This is a genomic window from [Lactobacillus] rogosae, from assembly GCA_900112995.1.
In the GTDB taxonomy this organism is placed as follows: Bacteria; Bacillota; Clostridia; order Lachnospirales; family Lachnospiraceae; genus Lachnospira; species Lachnospira rogosae.
Window position 1 is genome coordinate 103,380 of sequence record FONU01000010.1, and the last position, 19,969, is coordinate 123,348.

A 19,969-nucleotide genomic window follows, 5' to 3' on the forward strand; every position below is an offset into this window, starting at 1 on the left:
AATGCCCTGCCTTATTAATATAATTTAGAACTGCTTCTTACTGGTTCACTTGTAAGATTAACTCCTAATCTGTTAAAAGTCTTGGTATCTGCCTCTGATAACATTACAGATGTATGTACCTGACAGCCCTTAAGATCAGGTATCTGTTCTAATGCTTTCTTGGCATTCTCATTAGCTACAGATGTCATCGCAAGTGCAATAAGAATCTCGTCACTATGAAGTCTTGGGTTTCTGCCGCCAAGATATTTAACTTTAAGCTTCTGGATTGGCTCAATATATTCTGGCTTTATAAGCTTCTCATCGTGCTTGATTCCTGCAAGATACTTAAGTGCATTAAGTATAAGTGCTGAGGACGCTCCAAGAAAATCCGTAGTCTTAGATGTAATAACTGTACCATCATTAAGTTCGATAGCGGCACACGCAACACCAAGCTCCTCTGCTCTCTTCTTAGCTGCAACAGTAACCTTTCTGTCATCTGTTGTAATCTTAGCCTGCTTCATTAAAAGCTCAATCTTATATACTTCGCTCTCAGAAGCTTCTTCCTTTGCCACTCTGTTGACTGCATCATAATATCTTCTTATAATCTCCATTTTGGAAGCTTCACAGCAGGCTTCATCATCAATAATACAATTGCCCGCCATATTAACACCCATATCTGTAGGTGATTTATAATATGTATTCTCACCGTAGATTTCCTCTAATATAGCATTAAGAACAGGATATATCTCTATATCACGATTATAATTAACTGCTGTACTTCCATATGCCTCAAGGTGGAATGGGTCAATCATATTAACATCATTAAGGTCTGCTGTAGCCGCCTCATATGCAAGATTGACAGGGTGCTTAAGTGGAATATTCCATATTGGAAATGTCTCAAATTTAGCATATCCTGCCTTAATTCCTCTCTTATTCTCGTGATATAACTGTGAAAGGCAGGTAGCCATCTTACCACTTCCCGGACCCGGTGCTGTAATTACTACCAATGGTCTTGTTGTTTCTATGTAATCGTTCTTTCCAAAACCTTCTTCACTTACAATCATAGGAATATTAGATGGATATCCATCTATAACATAATGCTGGTATACCTTTATATTCTTCTTTTCAAGCTTTTCCTTGAACTGTACTGCCGCATTCTGTCCTGTAAATTTAGTGATAACAACACTTCCTACATATAAACCCTTCTTCTCAAATTCGCCAATTAATCTAAGCACGTCTACATCATAAGTAATACCCAAATCTCCACGGACTTTATTCTTCTCAATATCAGCTGCACTTATTACGATTACTATCTCAGCAACATCTGATAGCTGCATAAGCATCTGAAGCTTGCTGTCTGGCTGAAATCCCGGAAGCACTCTTGAAGCGTGGTAATCATCAAATAATTTGCCTCCAAATTCAAGATAAAGCTTGTCACCAAACTTACCAATTCTTTCTTTAATGTGTTCTGACTGAATTTTTAAATATTTGTCATTGTCAAATCCTGTTCTCATAAAACTCCTCATTAATTATTTTAATTATTCCTTCGTTTATTTATTAATATATTAATATTAACATACATTTCAGCACAAATACATATCAACTTTATATTATTTTACTCCGCTTACTTTAGTTGATACTACTGATGTTAAAGGAACCATTTTAACACTCACACTTCCGTCTTTCTTTCTTGTAATTAATGTTCCGCCTCTTTGTGTATACTGCTTCTCAATACCCTTGTATCCAAGGTAATCTATCGACATTCCATAAGTAAGCTGTATACCTTTATACACAAGTGATAATGTATTTAAGTGGTCGTGTCCACAAAACATCCATTTTATTACGCCATTATCAACTGCACTGTTAAAAAATATCCCCTTAAACCTGGATATTCCAAAATGGTCATTCTTCTCGCCAACACTTCCGTGCTTATATATTACATCATTATCACCAAGCTTCATACGCTCATAAGCTTCCTTAAATTCCCTGACAGGCATATGGAAAAAAGCCATTGCCTTGATATTCTCATCTTCATTTTTAAGGCTGGTTAGCTTATTCATACACCATTCAGTCTGATCCTTGTGTATACAATCAAATCCGCTGTAGAACCAGCCTCCATCACCATACATATTAGAGTCAAGCATAACAAGCGGAAGCACAGCTTTATTATTATCATCAACAAGATTAATAAAGAAATTCCCCACTCCGTAAATATATCTGTTACCTTTAGTGAATATACAATATTTTCCCTCAGCAAATATATCAGCAAGCTCGTCCTTATTACAAAATGCACCAAGCTCACAGTCGTGGTTACCAAAGCACAATGTATATGGAATTTTAAATCTGTCCATAAATGCTGTAAGAATTCTTGCCTGTCTTCCATTATTCATAGTTCCAGACTTAGGAAAAAAAGGAAATATAGAATCACCCGTAAGAACAATTAAATCCGGCCTGCTCTTTTTAATAATCTTGGTAACCGCACTAAGTGCAAGCTTATCCTTCTTTCCTGATAATATTCCAAATCCAAGATGAAGGTCTGTAAGTTGTAGAATTTTATAATCTTTATCTGTATCTATGTGAAGATTGAAAGTTTCATTATCTATCTTAGTAAAATTATGAGAATTATACATATATATGTTCCTTTCATTTTCTTAATTATTACAGTTATACATTTAACCACCGTCTTGCTCATTAACTTAATGGTATAAGTGCCCCGACAGCTGATATTATAGTCGATATTACCATAATTATCTGGAATGGGAGTGTGCCTATAACACCACATATCGGACTGCTGCCAGCCTTCTTTCTAGACTTTCCATAGGTAAGTACAAGCATTATGCTCACAAGCACAACAACACCGCTCATAATTCTTGTAAGCACTATAAAGCTGCTCACACCGAATATTGCAAATAATATACATGGAATAGTTGCTATAACCCAGCTTATTCTGTTGCCAATTCCTATCTGTTCGTGAACTACATCTCTTAATGCAAGTGTATTAGACCAGAAGGTTGTAAGCAGTGCAAAAAGTGAGAATATACCAGCAAGTATCATAGCCCACGAACCTATGCTCTCACCTAACTGCATATATGCTAATTCCTTATCAAGTGTTCCCTTAGTTCCAAGAAGCACCGTAAGCGTAACGATAAGCACAAGTATTGATGATAACGCAAAACCTATAAATATTGACTTTCTTATCTTATGTGGGTTGCCATCAAGTCCCTTAACAACCTGTATTACCGCCTGATTAGCTGATGTTGCAAATACAACCATACTATATAAAGCAAGCAGGTTATTAATATGAAATGGTGCTGTATACAAAACATTTAGTGGTCTTGTAAATGTTCCAGCTGTCATAATAACAACTATAACCATAAGAAAACTTACTGCATATTTCTGTGCGATACCTACCGCTTTCATTCCAATAAACACTACACTTCCTGCAATCAGATAATATATAAGCTGTGCCACCCACAGCGGCATATGAAACCAATTAACAAATATCTGTGCACCACCATTAATATTGCCACTGACACCTATCATTATGGCAAGTCCATATACAACAAACATTATCCAGCTGAATACTTTCTTCATTCTTCCCTTAAAAAGCTCTCCTTCAAAGCTTTTAACAAGCTGTACACCTCCATTGTTAAAAGAAAGTTCTGCTATGATAAGATGAAGAATAACATTTACTACATAAGCAAGTCCCACCATCCATACAACATCTAACATACTGTTTCTTGTTGCCAGATATGGAACAGCTATAATTCCTGTACCAATGCTGTTACCCATAATCATACTTATCGCTTCAAAAGTTGTAAGCTGAGCTTCTGAATTAATCGTCTTTGGCATATATTCACCTCTCGCAATTCTCATAATATTAATTAAAACTAAACGGGCTGCTGCACAAACCACAATTCACACAATATGCGAATAAGCAACAGCTTATAAATAACTCATACTGTATTAATTATGTCTGGTGCAACAGCCCTTTCAATCTACTTTGCTGGAATCTGCTTATCCATCTTTAATATGTGGTTCTTTAACCATTCAAGAAGGTAATCAATAAGCTCGAACAGATACTCCTGCTGTCCATCGTCAACTTCTTCCATATTAATCCCTGTAAGTCTGTCAACAAATGACTCGTGTGCAAGCTTCTGAGCTGCTAGTCCCTCGTATCCTATCTTTTCCATATACTCCTCCTCATCTTTAAAATGAAGCTTAGTATAATCTTTTAACTCATTAATTATTGAAACTATATGGTCATACTTATCGTGTAAATAATAGTCATTAATAACTTCATATGTACGCTCTATAATCTCAAATAACTTCTTATGCTCTGCATCTACAAAATCAATATCTGTCTTGTATTCATCTGTAAATTCAAACATACCCTTCTTGGCTGTGCTGACATTTTCAGCTTTCTTAGAATCCTGTGTCTTATGAACAACAGGCTCTAACTTTCCAATCATAATATCACTTCCAAGGATATGGTGGTAAAGCCACTTAGCAAGGAACTTTACAAGCTCAGCTAATTCCTTCCTGCTCTCCTCATCTGTCATATTATCAAAGTCCACTGATTTAACTTTATTAGCAAAGTCTGTATGCTCCTTCTTCTGTCGCATAAGTTCAGGGTCATTAATTGACTCCATATATGCTTCCTCGTGTGCAAAATGCTCTGCGGCATAATCAACAAGATGTGCCACAATGCTCTTTACTGTCTTAACATCAACAGCCTGTTCCTCTAATAATGCCTGTGCTTCATTAATTATTTTAAAAAGCTGTTCGTGTTCTTTATCAATTGACTCAATTCCTGTCATACAGTCTTTAGTAAACTTATACATAATATTTCCTCCAATCCTGACATATTCACATAAGTAAATAACAATATGCTTATATATTTCATTCTATTATATATATTACTCAATCTCAATAGTCATTGTGCTATTTTAGCAATAATTACTTATTCTGTGTATGTCTTAATATATAATATGGTGTAAAATCATACTCCAAAGTATCAGGCTTTTCAACCTTTAACACTTCCCATTTTGATATGCAAGGGTGTGTCCTGGCATACAAGTCTTTCCTGTCAGCCTTCTCATATTTAAAGCCGTGTGTAATCATAAAGATATTCCATCTTCTATGCTCTATACGCTCAAGTTCCTCTTTATCAGAAAATGTATATGCCTTCTTGTCACACACAAGCCATTTCTTAATGTCCTGATGAAGCGACTGTGCTATGCTTGATTCACGGTCAAATATGCTCATCTTATGCCAGGCAGCATTAAGCTTTGCCTGACTGCTCTCAACCGAAAGTGCTTCCTCTGATAACACATCTTCTATCTTTAACATAAACTCATCGTTAAGAACCTTACCCTGCTTCTTATATTCATTTATAACATCATAAAGCACATTATATCTATGGTTAAACATCTTAGCTTCATCGACAATATAATGGTCTGTGAGTGACTCATATGAGAATATATCCCTATTCTGTTCAATTGTGAACAAGTTCTTCTCATCATATATCTTGGAAATGTTGTTGCTGTCCTTCATTCTTATAACTACAGGAATGTTAATGCATTTATCGCCCTTCTTATAAAGAAGCTGCTTTAATTCAATAATCGTGTTAGCCATAGAATGTGTGTCGCCCATAGCAACTACAAGATATGTAAAAGGCTTATCAGCATTACACTTCTTGAATATTTTATTAAACTGTAATGTTGTAGCATCTGTTTCCCAAAATCTTATTTTGATATGTCCGTCTATTCCAAATCTGTCATTATTCTCCTCAAATGGGAAATTTAACTCATAATATTCTGCTTTCTCACCTATAAATACATCTTCAGCTACAAGCTTTAAACCATCAAGTGCATCTACACTGAAATTCTTCATAAATGAACCGATTATCGACTTCATATCCTTATCAAATACATCTATACATATATCAGACTCCGCTGTTAACACTGCCATATTAATCCCCTGTATAAGCGTACTCTGTCCGAACTCACCAAAGCCTATAATACCAAGATGAACATCATAATCATCACCTGTATTAACCTGATATACAGGATGTTCCTTGAACATTTTATTAACTGCCATTCTGTTGACATCTATTATATTAAGGTCAAAATTCTTCTCCTCAAGTCTGTCATAATACTGCTTAATAAGCTGGCTCATTGAGTTATCACTACAGCTTAAATATATCTGCTTATATGAAGCATTATCTCCTGAGGGCTTCTGCAAGCTGTTGCATATACTTCCTATAACCTTAAGATATTCAATATTCTCCATCGCATTGTCATCACAAAGAATAATATCTGCATATTTAGTTATATCGATTGTCTTCAATATATCTTCAATAGACATATCATCATACTTCTGTCTGTAATTTACGCCTTTATTCATATATTTAAGCTTAGCTTCTTCGGTCATTGCACCTGTCTCTATCGTAGTTATACGGCATTCCTTTGCAAGTCCGCTAATAAACTGCTTTTTATATGCTCCCTCACCTATAAGAAGAATTCTTTTCTTACCACGCTGGCTTAAAAGGCTTCTTACATAGCTTGCCGGCTTGCGGACAAGTATTGCCAAAGCACCTACAGTACATAAAGGTGCTATAATAACTGCTATGCAATACACATATGTAAGGATAATGGTGAACACTCCACCACCCGCAGTCTTAACATATTCAAGTGCATCTGCCTGGTCAATATCAGGGTCAATCTTGTATGCCTTAATCGCATTCTGGATATTAAGCATTACCTTAAGAAATGGACTTTCCACACTATGGTAATAGAATATACCCTCAAGTACACATATAACAAACACTGCTATAGCTGTATACCACAAATAATCCTTATATTTATTTCGTTTCATTCTGTCCTCGTTTCTTCGCACTTTTCATTCATTATTATTAATATAGTATTAGTGCTTGGTTTGTTATATTTATTATATAATTTTGGCTGTTTTTTTACAATATTGATTTAAAAAAGAATGTGCAATGCACATTTCCTCTCCGGGTACAATTAACTGCGACAAACTACAGCTTCATACAAGTGTGCATCACTGGCACATAAAAAGCCCAGCATATTTTAAGATGTAATGTCAGCTTTCTGACTATACTGCTTAAATATACTGGACTTTTTATGTGTTAATCTAAAAATTTAATGTGTTAATTTAACAGATTGATTTTCACTCTGCCACTTTAATCTTTGCCCTAACGGATTAATCTTTACTCTGACATATCAATTTTTATTTGACTGCATCAAGTAAGTAATTATATCTTTCCATTTTACCATCTAATAAATCAAATATAAATTTCTCTGAGTTGTCTGATACCTGATCATAATCTTTCATACCATCAAACTCACCTTCAAGATAACCTTCCATAAACTTATTCTTATTCTTAAGATTATCTAATACAATATTGTAATTATCTAAATCTATGCAATAACGCATAACTGCCTGAACCTGTGATTCCATATCCTCGATTATCGGAGCAAATTGCTGTTCGGCAGCATTATCCCATTCAACGCCCTCAGCTTTAGCGTTACTAAAACTTCTTCCTATGAATTTACCACCGAATTTTAAAACAAGTACAACACCAGCAACGCCTAATACCTTGCCAAGCCAGTCTCCTGATGCAAAGAAATACCATACGCATACTGCTAAAAGTGCAAGCACAATAATAGCTGGAATAAATGCCTTCGTCTTGTCCTTCTTCTTTTCTTTCTTTACAATATCTCTCTGTGAATCTAAATCTTTTCTCATTGACTCAAAGCCTTCAAGTAATTCCTTTATGCTGTCCTCAATATCTTTTTTACCATACTCTGCACATTTCTTAATAAATGCAGTTACATTATCAATTATTCCTGTTTTATCGGAATCAGGACAATCTAAAGCTCTGCTTATAAAACCATTTCCATAGAAAAATGACTGACTTCCCATTTCTTTATCATCATCATCAAAATAATTGCCATCACATACGAATAAAGCATACCTGTCAACAGCTTCAAAATCTCCTGTAAGAGCTCTATATAAGCCATACCAGGCCTTTGACTTATCAGGATTTTCTTGTGTTGCTTTATCATAAAGGTCACTGGCTATATCCCAGTCTTTTTTCTTTAAATGCTGTTCGGCTTTTTCAATTATTGCATCAGGATCTATATTATTGCTATTCATAAGCTTACTGATATCATCTTTTAAATCTTGATGCATACTGCTTATATGCTCATCTGTCTTTCTGAATTCCTTTGAATGATTATGTATTAAAAACACATTATCACACGCCATACAAGCATACTTTTCTTCTGTTAACTCTTTAACCTGTTCACTTCCGCAATTTGGGCATTTTATCGCCTTCATATCTTTACTGCTCCTTTGTATTCTTTATTTTTCTTATATCAAGCTGTTTAACAATCTCATTACATTTTGCTTCAAATAAAGTATTATCTGTAATATCAGCTAACTCAGCTATCAACCCTTTAATTCTTAAATTCTCCTCTATAGCCTTTGGAGAACTCACCGGATTTTCATATCTCATTCTCTCGTAAAGCTTGTCTATATTCGCTTTATTGGCTGTATCCTGTACATTAACCCTGCATATTTCCAAATCTTTAATTAATTCTTTAAAATCCTGTATAGATTGCTTCTCTTTATTATCTACATCTTCTATATACTTATTGCTTCCCCACAAAATCATCTCAAATATTACAAATCCTAACAGTATAGCCGCCTGTATAAGATAAGAATAAATGCTGTATCTTTCTGGAAACTTTGAACAGAATTTAAAAAATACATATAACTGGACTACCATATATGCCACACTGTAATAAAGCATTGGCATCTTTAGTGCTGCTTTTTTCTTATCCTGCTTGTGATACACATACCAGCTAAATACCGGTTGTATCAGTAATGCGATAATACAAAATATATATTTCATCATACATTTCTCCTTGTTCCGCAGTTCATACAAAACTGTGCATTAGCCGGCATAACTGCTCCACATTCCTGACAATACACTTCTTTAGGAGTGACCTTCTCACCACAATTCATACAGAACTTAGCCCCCTGTGGCAGTGGGCTGTTACATTTACTGCACACCAGCGAAGCCCCCTGCGTATTCATTGAATCACCCTGTACGCCCATTGTGCCACCCTGCATATTCATTGCTGAATTCTGCATTGTGTTATTGGCATTTACTGCCGCTTCCATATTTCCTTTAAGCATATCGCCCATTGAAAATGCAAGTGGAATCTGTGCCATCATATTAGCTGGATTGCCTGCAAAACCCTCATTTTCTGCAAATGCCTTGCTGACATTAAACTGCTGTTCCTGCTGCCAGTTGTAGCCTTGTATCTCTCGTGATTTAGCAAGTCCCTGTGCCTCAATAACAGCCGCATCCCTGTTACCCATAGCTTCAAAACGCTTCTGTGCCATACTATTATCCAGATTCTTTAACTCAATTAAATCATCTTCATTAATATTAACTGCTGATAAGAAAAAATTAAGAATTTGAATTCCATATTCTGCTATATCATCTCTTATAAGCCCAGCAACATTTTCAGAAATATCATTCAAATGCTGGTTAAATTCATTGTAGCTGTACCTGCTAAGTTCCACTGCTATACAATTCTTAACCCTTGTAACTATCAAATCCTTAAAATATTTCTGGATATTTGCTGTAGACATTTCCTGTTCTGTTCCAACAAGATTAATCAGAAGCTTTCGTCCATCAATTATCTTAAGCCCAAATGAACCGCTTGCTCCTGCACTATAACTATAGCCATAATTAGGGTCTTTTACTGTAACCTGGCTTGGTGTTCCCCAAGGTATATCCATCATTGTTGCAAGATTAATGAAGTATACTTCTGTGTGAAATGGAGATACTCCACCTGTAACAAGATTTCTAAGCTTTGAAATTAATGGAATATTCTTAGTTTCCAATGTGTAACGTCCAGCCTTGAAACTATCTAATGCCTGTCCATCACTGAAAAAAACTGCTTCCTGTGACTCGTGTACAATAAGCTGTGATAATGTATTAAAATCCTCCGCAGGATGCTTATATATAAGAATGTCATTATCACCTTCATATTTAATAACTTCCTGTATTGCCATTTATTTTCTCCTGTAAAATACGTACTTTTTGCTAAGTATAGCACATAACTTCCATTTTGGATACTATTTTCTTCTATTTTGGATACTTTTTTCTTCCTTATTGGATACAATTTTTAATGTGTGTTAATAAATTTCCAGCCATATTAATATATGGATTTTATAAATCCACCATTATTTACCTATATTTAGTACCTGAGGATTGGAGCTATATGTCAGAACGAATTAACCAGCACTTAAATCCACTTGTTGGAAATAATATAAGAAGACTCCGCAAGGAACGTGGACTGAAAGCAACTGAGGTTATTGCCAAGCTCCAGCTTGAAAATGTCAATGTAACAACCGGCATTTTCAGTAAAGTAGAAAATGGCTACAACAACCCTACAGTTGATATGCTTGTCGCCCTTACCAAAATATTTGAGTGCGATTTCAATGAATTTTTTAAAACAGAGTGAGAACAATTCTACTATATGATTATATATGTGGATTGTTCTCACTTTTTTGTACAGTAACACTCTGCCTTAATAATGGAGCGTGCTCTGTTTCCAAGCTTTGTCTGCACTCTGTCTTCGTACCTTAATCTACGCTCTTCTGTCCTAAATCTTTCTCCTTCTTTAGATACACAACACCGGCATATATACGCTCTATTGGTCTTAACACAGTTTCTATAAATTCTATATCCTCATCTATAATATCTACAAGTTCATTACTACCATCTGATGTGCTTTCTATCTTTAGTACTACAAGATTTCCTGCAAATATTCTCTCAGGCTTTAAACTTTCCAAATCGTTATTACTTATTTTATTGTGAACTGTATTTTTAACATCTGCTGATTTTTTATCTGTTTCATTATTAACTGGAAGTCTGTAAAATGCCCTGTTAAGCGTTCTGCCCTGCACTACTGCATCTTTTTCAGCTATTAGTAACAGACTGTCATTCAGCCACACAATATCAAGTTCATCTGTACCGCAGCCTTCATCAATATTTTTACTGTCAATTCTTCTATCAGCACATTTACATAAGATATATTTTCTTACATATGATAATTTATCGCCTGTCCATTCTGTGTAACCTTTGTATACAACGCCATTCTGTGCACACATATAATATGCCTTTATCATCTTAGTGAGTGTTCTCTTAGAAATCCTTCCATTCATCATCTGATAAATCATCTTGCATATCCTCGTCATATTCTCCTGAATGTGATGGCTTTCCGCCTATCAACTCCTCAGTATTATTATCTGCAGCTGGTCCACAGACACGACCCATAGTGTTGAATACGTCAGCCGTTGTCAGACAGAAATTATTACCTATGCCAGGTATAACCATATTGGTTGTTGCATGAAAACCGTCAAGGCAATAAGGCTTGGACTTTCCCTCATCAAATACTGTATCTGCAATAATAGAAGTCTTTGGCTGATAGTCATACACTGAAATATCTACATAGCCTTTAGTAAGAAGCATATCCAGAATTCTCTGCACCTCACTATACTGAAGATTTCCGACCAATACAGCATCTTCATTTACTGCAAATACCGATATATCATCATCTCTGCCATCTTTTAACTTAAACAGAATACCTGTTATATCTTCTTTGCTGCTATTTGCCTTTGCTACCATACGCAGTGTATCTCCATTAAATGTAAATCTTTTTTCAACTATTGGTTCTGCCTTTTTAATCTCTCTAACTGCTCCATTGTTTAATTTAACTACCATAATGTCCTCCATTCTTGCGCTGCTTCTAAGCGCATCTCAAGTTTGTGCAAAGCACAAATCCTGCGTGTGAAAAATCTTATTTTTCACACTATCCTCCATTCTTACCTGTTATAACAGGTACTTAAATTGATTATCAGCTATACAGCCTTTATCTTATCTTTAGGAACTCTCTTTCCTATCGACAATTGAAGCATAATAAAAAGCAGCCTGATTTTCCAAGCCGCTTTTTTTAATCTTTAAAATATGCTATTTTACTGTATCTGCAATTTCAAAAAAATTCTTCATCGCATAAATTCACTATCAGAACATTTTCCAATGGGAATTTCTTATAAATTTGTCTATAAATTCAGGCATTGTCATTTTCCTTATATGTCCGCCATCACGAAACCCAACATCGTATTTGTCCATAAATGCCCTGTCGTCTGCCTCACTGCAATCTATATCCGTTATAAACGCTATGCTCTGTGGTCTGTTTCTGTCTTTATCACGATATACATAGACATATAATGGTTTAACATTGTGCATATTGAGCATTTCCCTATATATAACTTCAAGTGTTACATCATTCTCATAGTCAGCTTCTTTGCTTGAAAGCCTGTAATAAGGGCTATTCTCATTCTGGTTCTCAACATAAGTCTTCCAAGTCATAATCCAGTTGCCACGGTAGGTCTTAAGAACCTTAAGTATATCCATCATATGAGCACCGCTAAACTCAAATCTTTTATATTCCCTTATATATTTTGGCATATCTATATAAAGAAACTGCCTGTCAAATTGAAAATCAAGCCCCTGCTTAACTATGCTTGTGGAGATGCTTTCTATATTAAGATAATCAGCTTCTATAAGATGCAAATGTATTTTCTTTACATACATATCAGCAAATTTGCAGAAATCCTCTTTGCTTAATCCACATAACTGCTTTATCCTGCTTCTGGACATTTTCGTATCATCAAGATATGAAGATATATCGTCTACAACAAGCTTTCCGTCTTTATATGAATAAGTCTTCTCAAGCTTAGAATCAAGCCAGTATTCAGTCCGCAGACAATTGCACATAAAATACCTTGCCGCAAGCGTGTATTCATCATAACCTGTTGCACTCCAGTCCTGATATACACTAAACAGTGCAAGCCACTGGTTAATCTTGGATATCAGCACTTCCTTCTGCTTCTCGATACCCATCACTTCTATTGTCTTAGTAAATGCTTTGATGTGCTTGTATACTTTAACTGGTTTTTTCAATGCATTCTGAAACTGCACAAGCTGGTGATAATTCCTGCGTGCTAAAAGAACAATTCTGTTAGAATATCCATTTGCACAAAACAGCGGAACAAGTCCCATTTTGCCGAACATATCGAAAAATGTATCCGTCCTCTGGTCTGCCTGACTTATAATATAATGCAGCATTCCACGGTATATCTCATTACACTCAACCTCAGCATAATTATGTGGTATATGCAGATTATGGTAAACCTGCTGTCTAAGCTTCATATCAGGTGAATACATATTCCAATACTTCTCCTTAAAGACGTCCTTAGGAAGCCCCAGATATTCAAGAAGCTGTGTCTGAGTATAAGTGTTATCTTTGCTCGCAAGCTGCTTACATATAATTGAATACACCTGCCTTTTCAGTTCCATTGGGAAATCCGTATAACCTGTATGTCTGCTTCTTAATTCACTTATTATATTCTTAACATCTTCGTACAAATGTATATTCACTCCTTGTGTACACACTACTTTAATTGCAGTAATTCACACTGATTAATTCCTGCATCCCAAAAATGTTCTGTGCTTAAACCCCTGACCTGGCATATTATTCCTGAATTCATTGCACCATGTCCGATTATTACAATATTCTTTCCATCCTCAAGCTGTGGTTCCACTACATTTCTAAGAAAGTCACCTGTTCTTTCAAATAACTTCTCAATGCTTTCCCCACCTTCAACTGCCTTATACTTTTCTGGTTCTTTAAATAATATATTAATCGGACAATCTAAAGCCCTTGCTGACTGTTCTGTTCCTTCATATATTCCAAAGCTCATCTCAACAAGCCTGTCATCTGTTATAATCGGAATATTGCGGTTTTTTAAAAATATCTCTGCCGTCTGTCTTGCTCTTGCCAATGGAGAACAATAGCATACATCAAGCGGCACATTTTTATAAACCGCTGCTGCCTCTTCCGCCATCTTTCTTCCAGCTGCATTGAGTGGAATATCTGTTCTCCCCTGCAGTTTATTTCTCTCATTCCAATCAGTCCTGCCGTGCCTCATTATGTATAACATTGTACTCTCTCCTTATCTTATGAAGTAGTATTTCGACGAGATGTTATTCTTATATTATAACACCTCATCTCCAGTATTAACAATGTGTTACAGCTCAATCTGAATTATGTATGTTACGCTGTTTCGACTTTCCTGCCTGTGCAGGCAGCATATATCTTATCTATCAACCTGTCACATAACAATGTATACGCCGCTCCTACTACATTTACACCTATTCTAAGTAAAACAGCATATTTAAGTCCGAACAATTCCGCCGCTATTGAAAGTGCGCCAAATGTATTAAACACTGTCTGCCACGAATAACCAGCTGAATATCCGACACCTATTCCACCTATCATACCGATATAAGGATACATCGACTTTGGAAGCACAATATACATAATTGAAAAAATCAGACATCCAACAATGTTAAATGCACCTCTCTTGCCTGCCCGTCCTTCTATATCCTTTGAAAATGGCAGGCACACTGACATGCACGCTATACCTATCCACATTGCTCTTGGCATATTAAGCAGATTCATCACAAGCATTGCACTTGATACTATAAATGTAAGCTTGATATACCATCTGTTTCTTGCCGAATTAATATTGAATTCATAGAATAAATCCTGGAATGTTCTTCGATATGGTCTGTTCTTCTGGTTCTTATAAAAGATAATCATACAAATTACCATACCACAAAGAAGTCCGATAACCCTTAACACATAGTCCTGTCCTGTAACGTCATACCCCTGTAATAACAGATAACCAAGCACAAATGTCGAATGATTATACATAATTACATTATGACAGCCCATTATCATAAGAAGCATTATACATACTATATTAATAAGAAATGCTGCAAATGGTGGCACCATATTACTAAGCCTTGGTCCTGCTATCAATATAGCATATATTCCCATAATTGACAAAAGTCCATGTGATGTCTTTATTCCAAAGTCCGCCTGTCTTAACACAAGCACTGCAAGAAGTACTGTAACACCTACCACACTGTTAGCACTGCCTAGAAGCTTACTGAATATTGTAACAACTGCTACACAGAATACCATAACAAGGTAAACCTTGAAATTATATATTAATATATGTTTTCTTTTCTCTTTAGCATCTTTTGTGTTCTTAATAAGCTGTTTAGAGCCTGCAGAACTTAACTGTAATTCCTGATAAAATGTCATAAAACCACTCTGATCCTTTCATCCCCATATATTTATTGAGTTACATTTCATATGATTTGTACTCAATAATCATCTTCTTTTTATAATTTTAATGATGATGAAATAAGATGATAGGGTGGAGTAATATAACACTATTCGTTGTTATTGTCAATTATAAACTTATAACCCTGTCTGCCATCTGTATTGTTGATGTCCTGTGCGCAATCATTATAATTGTCATTCTACCCTTTAAGTTCTGTAATGTTTCGTTTACTGCACGCTCCGACTCATTATCAAGTGCGGAGGTTGCCTCATCCATAAGCATTATCGGAGCATTTTTAAGGATTGCCCTTGCTATGGCTATACGCTGTCTTTGACCACCTGATACAGACATCCCCTTTTCACCAACAACTGTGTCATAACCATCTGTAAATTCTATTATAAACTGGTGAGCATTAGCCATCTTTGCAGCTTTAATAATCTCAGCTTCCGTGGCATCAAGCCTTCCCATTCTTATATTATCCATTATACTCATATTAAAAAGTATTGCATCCTGTGGAACAAGTGCAAAAAAGCTTCTGCCAGCCGCCAGACTTATATCATCAAGATTATTGCCGCACACTTCAATCATTCCACTGTCCGGCTTATAAAATCCCATAAGAAGCTTAGAAAGTGTTGTCTTTCCAGAACCTGAAGCACCTGTAACTGCCACGAACTCGCCTGACTTTATTCTTTCATTATAATTATCAAGAACTACAATCGGTGCATTATTTTCATCTTTTATATATGAAAATGTTAAATCACTTATCTTAACTGAATAATCAGCATTATTTAAAATTGTATTATGACCGCAAAAGTTGTTTATTTCATTAATTACAACATCCTCATTTATATCTTTATGATTTAGAATGTCCGATTTATTCAATTTTTTACTTTTATCCTCTGTTTCCTCATCAAGAAAATCAAATATATTCTGTGCATATGTCAGATACGCAATAAGCTCCGGAATATACTTTCCCATTTGCAGGAATTGTCTTGAAAAACGTCCATACATTGTATATATCGCCGCAATAGCACCAAGTGTTGTATAGCCCTTCTGCACGAATAATATTCCAAGTGCCAAAAAAACAAGATTACATATAAGGTCAAAGCCTGTATTAGCACATTCAAGCAAAGATGAAAACATATTTCTTTTATCAGACTTTACAGCATACACATCTGCCTCTTCATTATATCTGTCAACTGTTTTTCTTCCTGCCGGAAACATCCTTACCTGTATAATTCCCTGAATAAGATCTGTTATATGCTTTGTCATTATGCTGTTTGACTCAGACATTTTCTTACTTAAGCTTTTAAGCGGTCCAGTCAGAACCATCGTAACTCCTATCAGCACTGTATTTACAGCCACAAGACAAAGTGTAAGCTGCCAGCTGAGTGCAAACATAGGCACTAAGAATACAACTACCATTATAAATGGCATAACAACTCTTCTGAATCTTGAACCAAATATATCACCCATTCTTCCAAGGTCAAATGATACTTTTGATAACATTTCCCCGCTATGGTGATTTTCATAATATTCACAAGGCAGCTTCATTTCGTGACTTAACACCTGTTCGTACAGCTTTCCATATATTCGCTTTGCTTCCACGTTATATCTTATGCAGGCAAATCTATATCCTAACAACACTATCACACCTGTTATGACTATTATTACGACAGAACTTATAAGCCTGTCCCACTCGCCTTTCTGTGCTATGTCAACAACTATCTTCATAAGAAATGCTTCCATAACTGAAAACATTGCAAATGTTATACTCATCCCTAATATTGAACCATAATACATAAAACGTCTTTTTCCCATAGTTCTCATAGTCCGTAAGAATAACTGCCATATTCCGGAATTCTTCTTATTATTATCCTTCTGCGTACATTTCTGCATATACCCCTCCCATATCAAGCAACTGTTTATGAGTTCCAGCCTCAACTATCCTTCCATGCTGAAGTACAATTATCCTGTCGGCATCTTTTATTGTAGACAATCTGTGTGCTATCGTTATGCTAGTTTTCCCTTTGCATAACCTGTCAAGAGCATCCTGTATAAGCTGCTCTGTTCCCTCATCAATAGCAGATGTAGGCTCATCTAACAACAGAATTGGCATATTTTTTAATATTGCCCTTGCTATAGCAATACGCTGCCTCTGACCACCTGAAAGCTGGCTTCCACCCTCACTTATCACAGTTTCATATCCGTCAGCAAGTCCTTCTATGAAGTCGTGAATTCTTGCATCCTTACATGCATTAACAACTTCATCGTGAGTTGCATTAGTATTTCCATACCTGATATTTTCCTCAATAGTTCCTGGAAATAAAAATGTATCCTGTGAAACAAGCGCCATATTTTCTCTTGCGCTTTCAATATTCCATTCATTAATATTCATTCCGTACAGCTTATATGTTCCGGCACTGGCATGATATAAGCCGCATAACAGTCTGAAAATAGTAGTCTTTCCACCACCTGAGCTTCCGACTATTGCTATATTTTCGCCATTTTTAATCTTAAAGCTGACATCATTAAGAACATTTTCGCCCTCTTTATATGCAAACTTTATATTGTCAAATTCTATAACGTAATCTACATCTAAGATGCTCTTATCAGATACGCTATTAGCTATATTCGTTGCCTTGTAAGTCTTGTCCCCAAAATGCTCATCTTTAGCCGAAAGTATTCCTTCAAGCCTTCCTATACACACCATACAGCCTGTTGCATCAACTATGGCAAACGGAATTCCTATAATCGACTCAACAAACTTTTCCAGAATAACGACAAAACCAACAAGTTCTCCAACTGTAAGCTGTCCATTTCTTACAAGCCATATGCTTAAAAATGCACATAATATAGAAGGAATCCATTGTATGAGTCTTCTTATAACTATCGCCGTATTGCTTATGCCTGTTCTTATCTGCTCTGTTTCCACAAGCTCCTCTGATGCATTATGCATTCTGTTTTCAAAATACTTCTGTAATCCAAAGGCTTTTATTATCTGATACCCCATTATAGCTTCATGATCAATCCCAAGCATTGCATCAACCTTTAAACGATATACCTTTGACACATCACGCATTTTCTTCACAAGAATATTTGACAGCCATATTACAAGTGGATAACTCACAACAACTGCAACAAAAAGCACTACATTTATCCTTCGCACATAATTGGCATATATAAGTGCTGCCGTAATATTTGTTATAATTGCTGCAAAATGCTCTGTCAAAAAGTTTTCCGCTTCTGCTATATCAGAATTCACCTTATTAATTATTGTTGCTGTACCTGCATTATCATAATATGAATAATCTATCCGGTATAACTTGCTGCTTATCTGTTTTCTGTATGAATTAATAACCCTTACCGCATATTTAAGTGAAAGCCTGCTTCCTGCAAAGGAAAGTACAAAGCCTGATAATGTCAGATATATAAACTTCTCAATAATACTGCCAATATCAACAGCTTCGCCTGACAGCATATAATCTATGTTGACACTTATTATCTTATTGGCACTCACAATTATCTCATTCACAACAGCATTAAGAAGCAGTGCCATAATTATCAGATACGAATACCTGAGCATATTTTTTATAAAATTATTCGCTTTAAGATTAAACTTCTGATTCATATGTTATCCACCTCTTATTATGATTTAACTATAACTTATTCTTGCACAAAATTTTATTTTTTTCATTAAATATTATTGCTTTTATGACATATAATTTATAAAATTATGCTATGTCAATTATAACTTGGTTAAACCACTCAAGAATGGAGATTACTATGCCTCTTCCACTTAAACCCGGAGAAAATATTTATATAGACCACAAAATAAAAGAAGCAAGCTACACAATGCCAGCAATGCAGGCAGCACATGACCACTACACCATCGGTTATATGGTATCAGGTGATCGAAGATGGATTGCAACTGATAACATACGTGTATGCCACGCCGGCGATTTTGGGATTGCTAAACCTGAGGTTTATCACAGGAACTGTCCTATATCGGATGTTCCTTATGACAGATATGTAATAAAAGTTCGTACAGAAGTATTTGAACCTATTATTGAAATAATCGGACATACTCAATTAGATATTCTTTGTCGCAATTATCTACATTTTACCAAAGCTTCACAGAATGAAATACAAAAAATGTGTGCTGAAATGTTATACGAATACGAACGAAATTCTGACCACTCACAACTGCTTCTTCAGGGAATGTTTTATAAACTATTCTTCTATGTATATGAGCATCACATTTCTAGTGACTCAGATAACAATACTTTATATCTGAAAAGATTCGATGACAGAATTCAGAAGGCTATGATATATGCTGAAAATAATCTTGAATATGGTGCCAGCCTGCAGAATGTGGCAGACTTTGCCTGTCTTTCTCCATCACATTTTTCAAGACTTTTCAAAGCTGTAACTGGTTCATCATATACTGAATATATAACAACGGTCCGATTACAACACGCAAAGATTCTTTTAGAAATCGGGGAAATATCTATAAGTGAGGTTGCAAACAAAGTCGGCATATCTAATGCAAGCTACCTTAGTGCACTGCTTAAGAAGCATTATGGTATCACACCGACACAGATAAAAAGAAATTCTAATTCTGGGAATTTAACGTAATAATTTGACATAAAAATAGAAATAGAGTAATATAATATTATAA

The 19,969-nt window shown here is 35.5% G+C and carries 17 protein-coding genes; 2 read left to right on the forward strand and 15 right to left on the reverse strand.

The window, feature by feature from the left end; translation table 11 throughout:
• Positions 1 to 14 precede the first annotated feature (14 nt).
• From BM157_RS05305 to BM157_RS05340, 8 genes are all read right to left on the reverse strand, one after another.
• Complete coding sequence (locus tag BM157_RS05305; RefSeq protein ID WP_022501593.1) at positions 15 to 1,493, reverse strand: DUF1846 domain-containing protein; 1,479 nt, start codon at positions 1,491 to 1,493, stop codon at positions 15 to 17.
• A 96-nt stretch (positions 1,494 to 1,589) separates the two neighbouring features.
• The gene (locus tag BM157_RS05310) at positions 1,590 to 2,609 is read right to left on the reverse strand and encodes a metallophosphoesterase (protein ID WP_022501594.1); all 1,020 of its coding nucleotides are present in this window, start codon (positions 2,607 to 2,609) and stop codon (positions 1,590 to 1,592) included.
• Positions 2,610 to 2,670: 61 nt separating this feature from the next.
• Complete coding sequence (locus BM157_RS05315) at positions 2,671 to 3,831, reverse strand: aromatic amino acid transport family protein (protein WP_055173957.1); 1,161 nt, start codon at positions 3,829 to 3,831, stop codon at positions 2,671 to 2,673.
• Positions 3,832 to 3,977: 146 nt separating this feature from the next.
• On the reverse strand, positions 3,978 to 4,823 hold the full coding sequence (locus tag BM157_RS05320; protein ID WP_055173956.1) for a bacteriohemerythrin: 846 nt from the start codon (positions 4,821 to 4,823) through the stop codon (positions 3,978 to 3,980).
• A gap of 115 nt (positions 4,824 to 4,938) precedes the next feature.
• Positions 4,939 to 6,858, reverse strand: a complete 1,920-nt coding sequence (locus BM157_RS05325; RefSeq protein ID WP_055173955.1) for a hypothetical protein — start codon at positions 6,856 to 6,858, stop codon at positions 4,939 to 4,941.
• A 375-nt stretch (positions 6,859 to 7,233) separates the two neighbouring features.
• Complete coding sequence (locus BM157_RS05330; RefSeq protein ID WP_055173954.1) at positions 7,234 to 8,346, reverse strand: tetratricopeptide repeat protein; 1,113 nt, start codon at positions 8,344 to 8,346, stop codon at positions 7,234 to 7,236.
• A gap of 4 nt (positions 8,347 to 8,350) precedes the next feature.
• On the reverse strand, positions 8,351 to 8,926 hold the full coding sequence (locus tag BM157_RS05335; RefSeq protein ID WP_022501599.1) for a hypothetical protein: 576 nt from the start codon (positions 8,924 to 8,926) through the stop codon (positions 8,351 to 8,353).
• Positions 8,923 to 10,098 (reverse strand): SPFH domain-containing protein, encoded by a 1,176-nt coding sequence (locus tag BM157_RS05340; RefSeq protein ID WP_022501600.1) that lies wholly within the window; start codon positions 10,096 to 10,098, stop codon positions 8,923 to 8,925. The genes BM157_RS05335 and BM157_RS05340 overlap by 4 nt, the downstream gene beginning before the upstream one ends.
• Positions 10,099 to 10,307: 209 nt before the next feature.
• Between BM157_RS05340 and BM157_RS05345 the strand changes: the two genes are divergently transcribed.
• On the forward strand, positions 10,308 to 10,550 hold the full coding sequence (locus tag BM157_RS05345; RefSeq protein WP_022204188.1) for a helix-turn-helix domain-containing protein: 243 nt from the start codon (positions 10,308 to 10,310) through the stop codon (positions 10,548 to 10,550).
• Positions 10,551 to 10,671: 121 nt separating this feature from the next.
• On the opposite strand, the gene BM157_RS05350 is transcribed toward BM157_RS05345, so the two are convergent.
• The 7 genes from BM157_RS05350 to BM157_RS05380 form a co-directional block, all read right to left on the reverse strand.
• On the reverse strand, positions 10,672 to 11,268 hold the full coding sequence (locus tag BM157_RS05350; RefSeq protein ID WP_055306267.1) for a hypothetical protein: 597 nt from the start codon (positions 11,266 to 11,268) through the stop codon (positions 10,672 to 10,674).
• A complete protein-coding gene (locus BM157_RS05355) occupies positions 11,234 to 11,812 on the reverse strand; it encodes a hypothetical protein (protein WP_055306268.1) in 579 nt (192 codons plus the stop codon). Before BM157_RS05355 ends, BM157_RS05350 begins: the two co-directional genes overlap by 35 nt.
• 300 nt (positions 11,813 to 12,112) lie before the next feature.
• Complete coding sequence (locus BM157_RS05360; protein WP_090140221.1) at positions 12,113 to 13,519, reverse strand: hypothetical protein; 1,407 nt, start codon at positions 13,517 to 13,519, stop codon at positions 12,113 to 12,115.
• Between the two features lie 26 nt (positions 13,520 to 13,545).
• Positions 13,546 to 14,094, reverse strand: coding sequence for a histidine phosphatase family protein (locus BM157_RS05365; protein ID WP_022501604.1), 549 nt, complete (start codon positions 14,092 to 14,094; stop codon positions 13,546 to 13,548).
• Positions 14,095 to 14,207: 113 nt separating this feature from the next.
• Complete coding sequence (locus BM157_RS05370; protein ID WP_055173951.1) at positions 14,208 to 15,266, reverse strand: FUSC family protein; 1,059 nt, start codon at positions 15,264 to 15,266, stop codon at positions 14,208 to 14,210.
• Between the two features lie 151 nt (positions 15,267 to 15,417).
• Positions 15,418 to 17,187: an ABC transporter ATP-binding protein gene (locus tag BM157_RS05375; RefSeq protein WP_090140223.1), complete on the reverse strand. Its 1,770-nt coding sequence runs from the start codon at positions 17,185 to 17,187 to the stop codon at positions 15,418 to 15,420.
• Positions 17,162 to 18,919, reverse strand: coding sequence for an ABC transporter ATP-binding protein (locus tag BM157_RS05380; RefSeq protein WP_090140226.1), 1,758 nt, complete (start codon positions 18,917 to 18,919; stop codon positions 17,162 to 17,164). Before BM157_RS05380 ends, BM157_RS05375 begins: the two co-directional genes overlap by 26 nt.
• Positions 18,920 to 19,074: 155 nt before the next feature.
• Here BM157_RS05380 and BM157_RS05385 point away from each other — a divergent pair, with 155 nt between their 5' ends.
• Positions 19,075 to 19,926, forward strand: a complete 852-nt coding sequence (locus tag BM157_RS05385; protein ID WP_318255823.1) for a helix-turn-helix domain-containing protein — start codon at positions 19,075 to 19,077, stop codon at positions 19,924 to 19,926.
• Positions 19,927 to 19,969 lie beyond the last annotated feature (43 nt).

Coding starts and splice junctions, on each gene's coding strand:
- BM157_RS05305 (WP_022501593.1), bottom strand. CDS start 1,493: ATGAGAACAGGATTTGACAATGACAAATATTTAAAAATTCAGTCAGAA.
- BM157_RS05310 (WP_022501594.1), bottom strand. CDS start 2,609: ATGTATAATTCTCATAATTTTACTAAGATAGATAATGAAACTTTCAAT.
- BM157_RS05315 (WP_055173957.1), bottom strand. CDS start 3,831: ATGCCAAAGACGATTAATTCAGAAGCTCAGCTTACAACTTTTGAAGCG.
- BM157_RS05320 (WP_055173956.1), bottom strand. CDS start 4,823: ATGTATAAGTTTACTAAAGACTGTATGACAGGAATTGAGTCAATTGAT.
- BM157_RS05325 (WP_055173955.1), bottom strand. CDS start 6,858: ATGAAACGAAATAAATATAAGGATTATTTGTGGTATACAGCTATAGCA.
- BM157_RS05330 (WP_055173954.1), bottom strand. CDS start 8,346: ATGAAGGCGATAAAATGCCCAAATTGCGGAAGTGAACAGGTTAAAGAG.
- BM157_RS05335 (WP_022501599.1), bottom strand. CDS start 8,926: ATGATGAAATATATATTTTGTATTATCGCATTACTGATACAACCGGTA.
- BM157_RS05340 (WP_022501600.1), bottom strand. CDS start 10,098: ATGGCAATACAGGAAGTTATTAAATATGAAGGTGATAATGACATTCTT.
- BM157_RS05345 (WP_022204188.1), top strand. CDS start 10,308: ATGTCAGAACGAATTAACCAGCACTTAAATCCACTTGTTGGAAATAAT.
- BM157_RS05350 (WP_055306267.1), bottom strand. CDS start 11,268: ATGATTTATCAGATGATGAATGGAAGGATTTCTAAGAGAACACTCACT.
- BM157_RS05355 (WP_055306268.1), bottom strand. CDS start 11,812: ATGGTAGTTAAATTAAACAATGGAGCAGTTAGAGAGATTAAAAAGGCA.
- BM157_RS05365 (WP_022501604.1), bottom strand. CDS start 14,094: ATGTTATACATAATGAGGCACGGCAGGACTGATTGGAATGAGAGAAAT.
- BM157_RS05370 (WP_055173951.1), bottom strand. CDS start 15,266: ATGACATTTTATCAGGAATTACAGTTAAGTTCTGCAGGCTCTAAACAG.
- BM157_RS05375 (WP_090140223.1), bottom strand. CDS start 17,187: ATGCAGAAATGTACGCAGAAGGATAATAATAAGAAGAATTCCGGAATA.
- BM157_RS05380 (WP_090140226.1), bottom strand. CDS start 18,919: ATGAATCAGAAGTTTAATCTTAAAGCGAATAATTTTATAAAAAATATG.
- BM157_RS05385 (WP_318255823.1), top strand. CDS start 19,075: ATGCCTCTTCCACTTAAACCCGGAGAAAATATTTATATAGACCACAAA.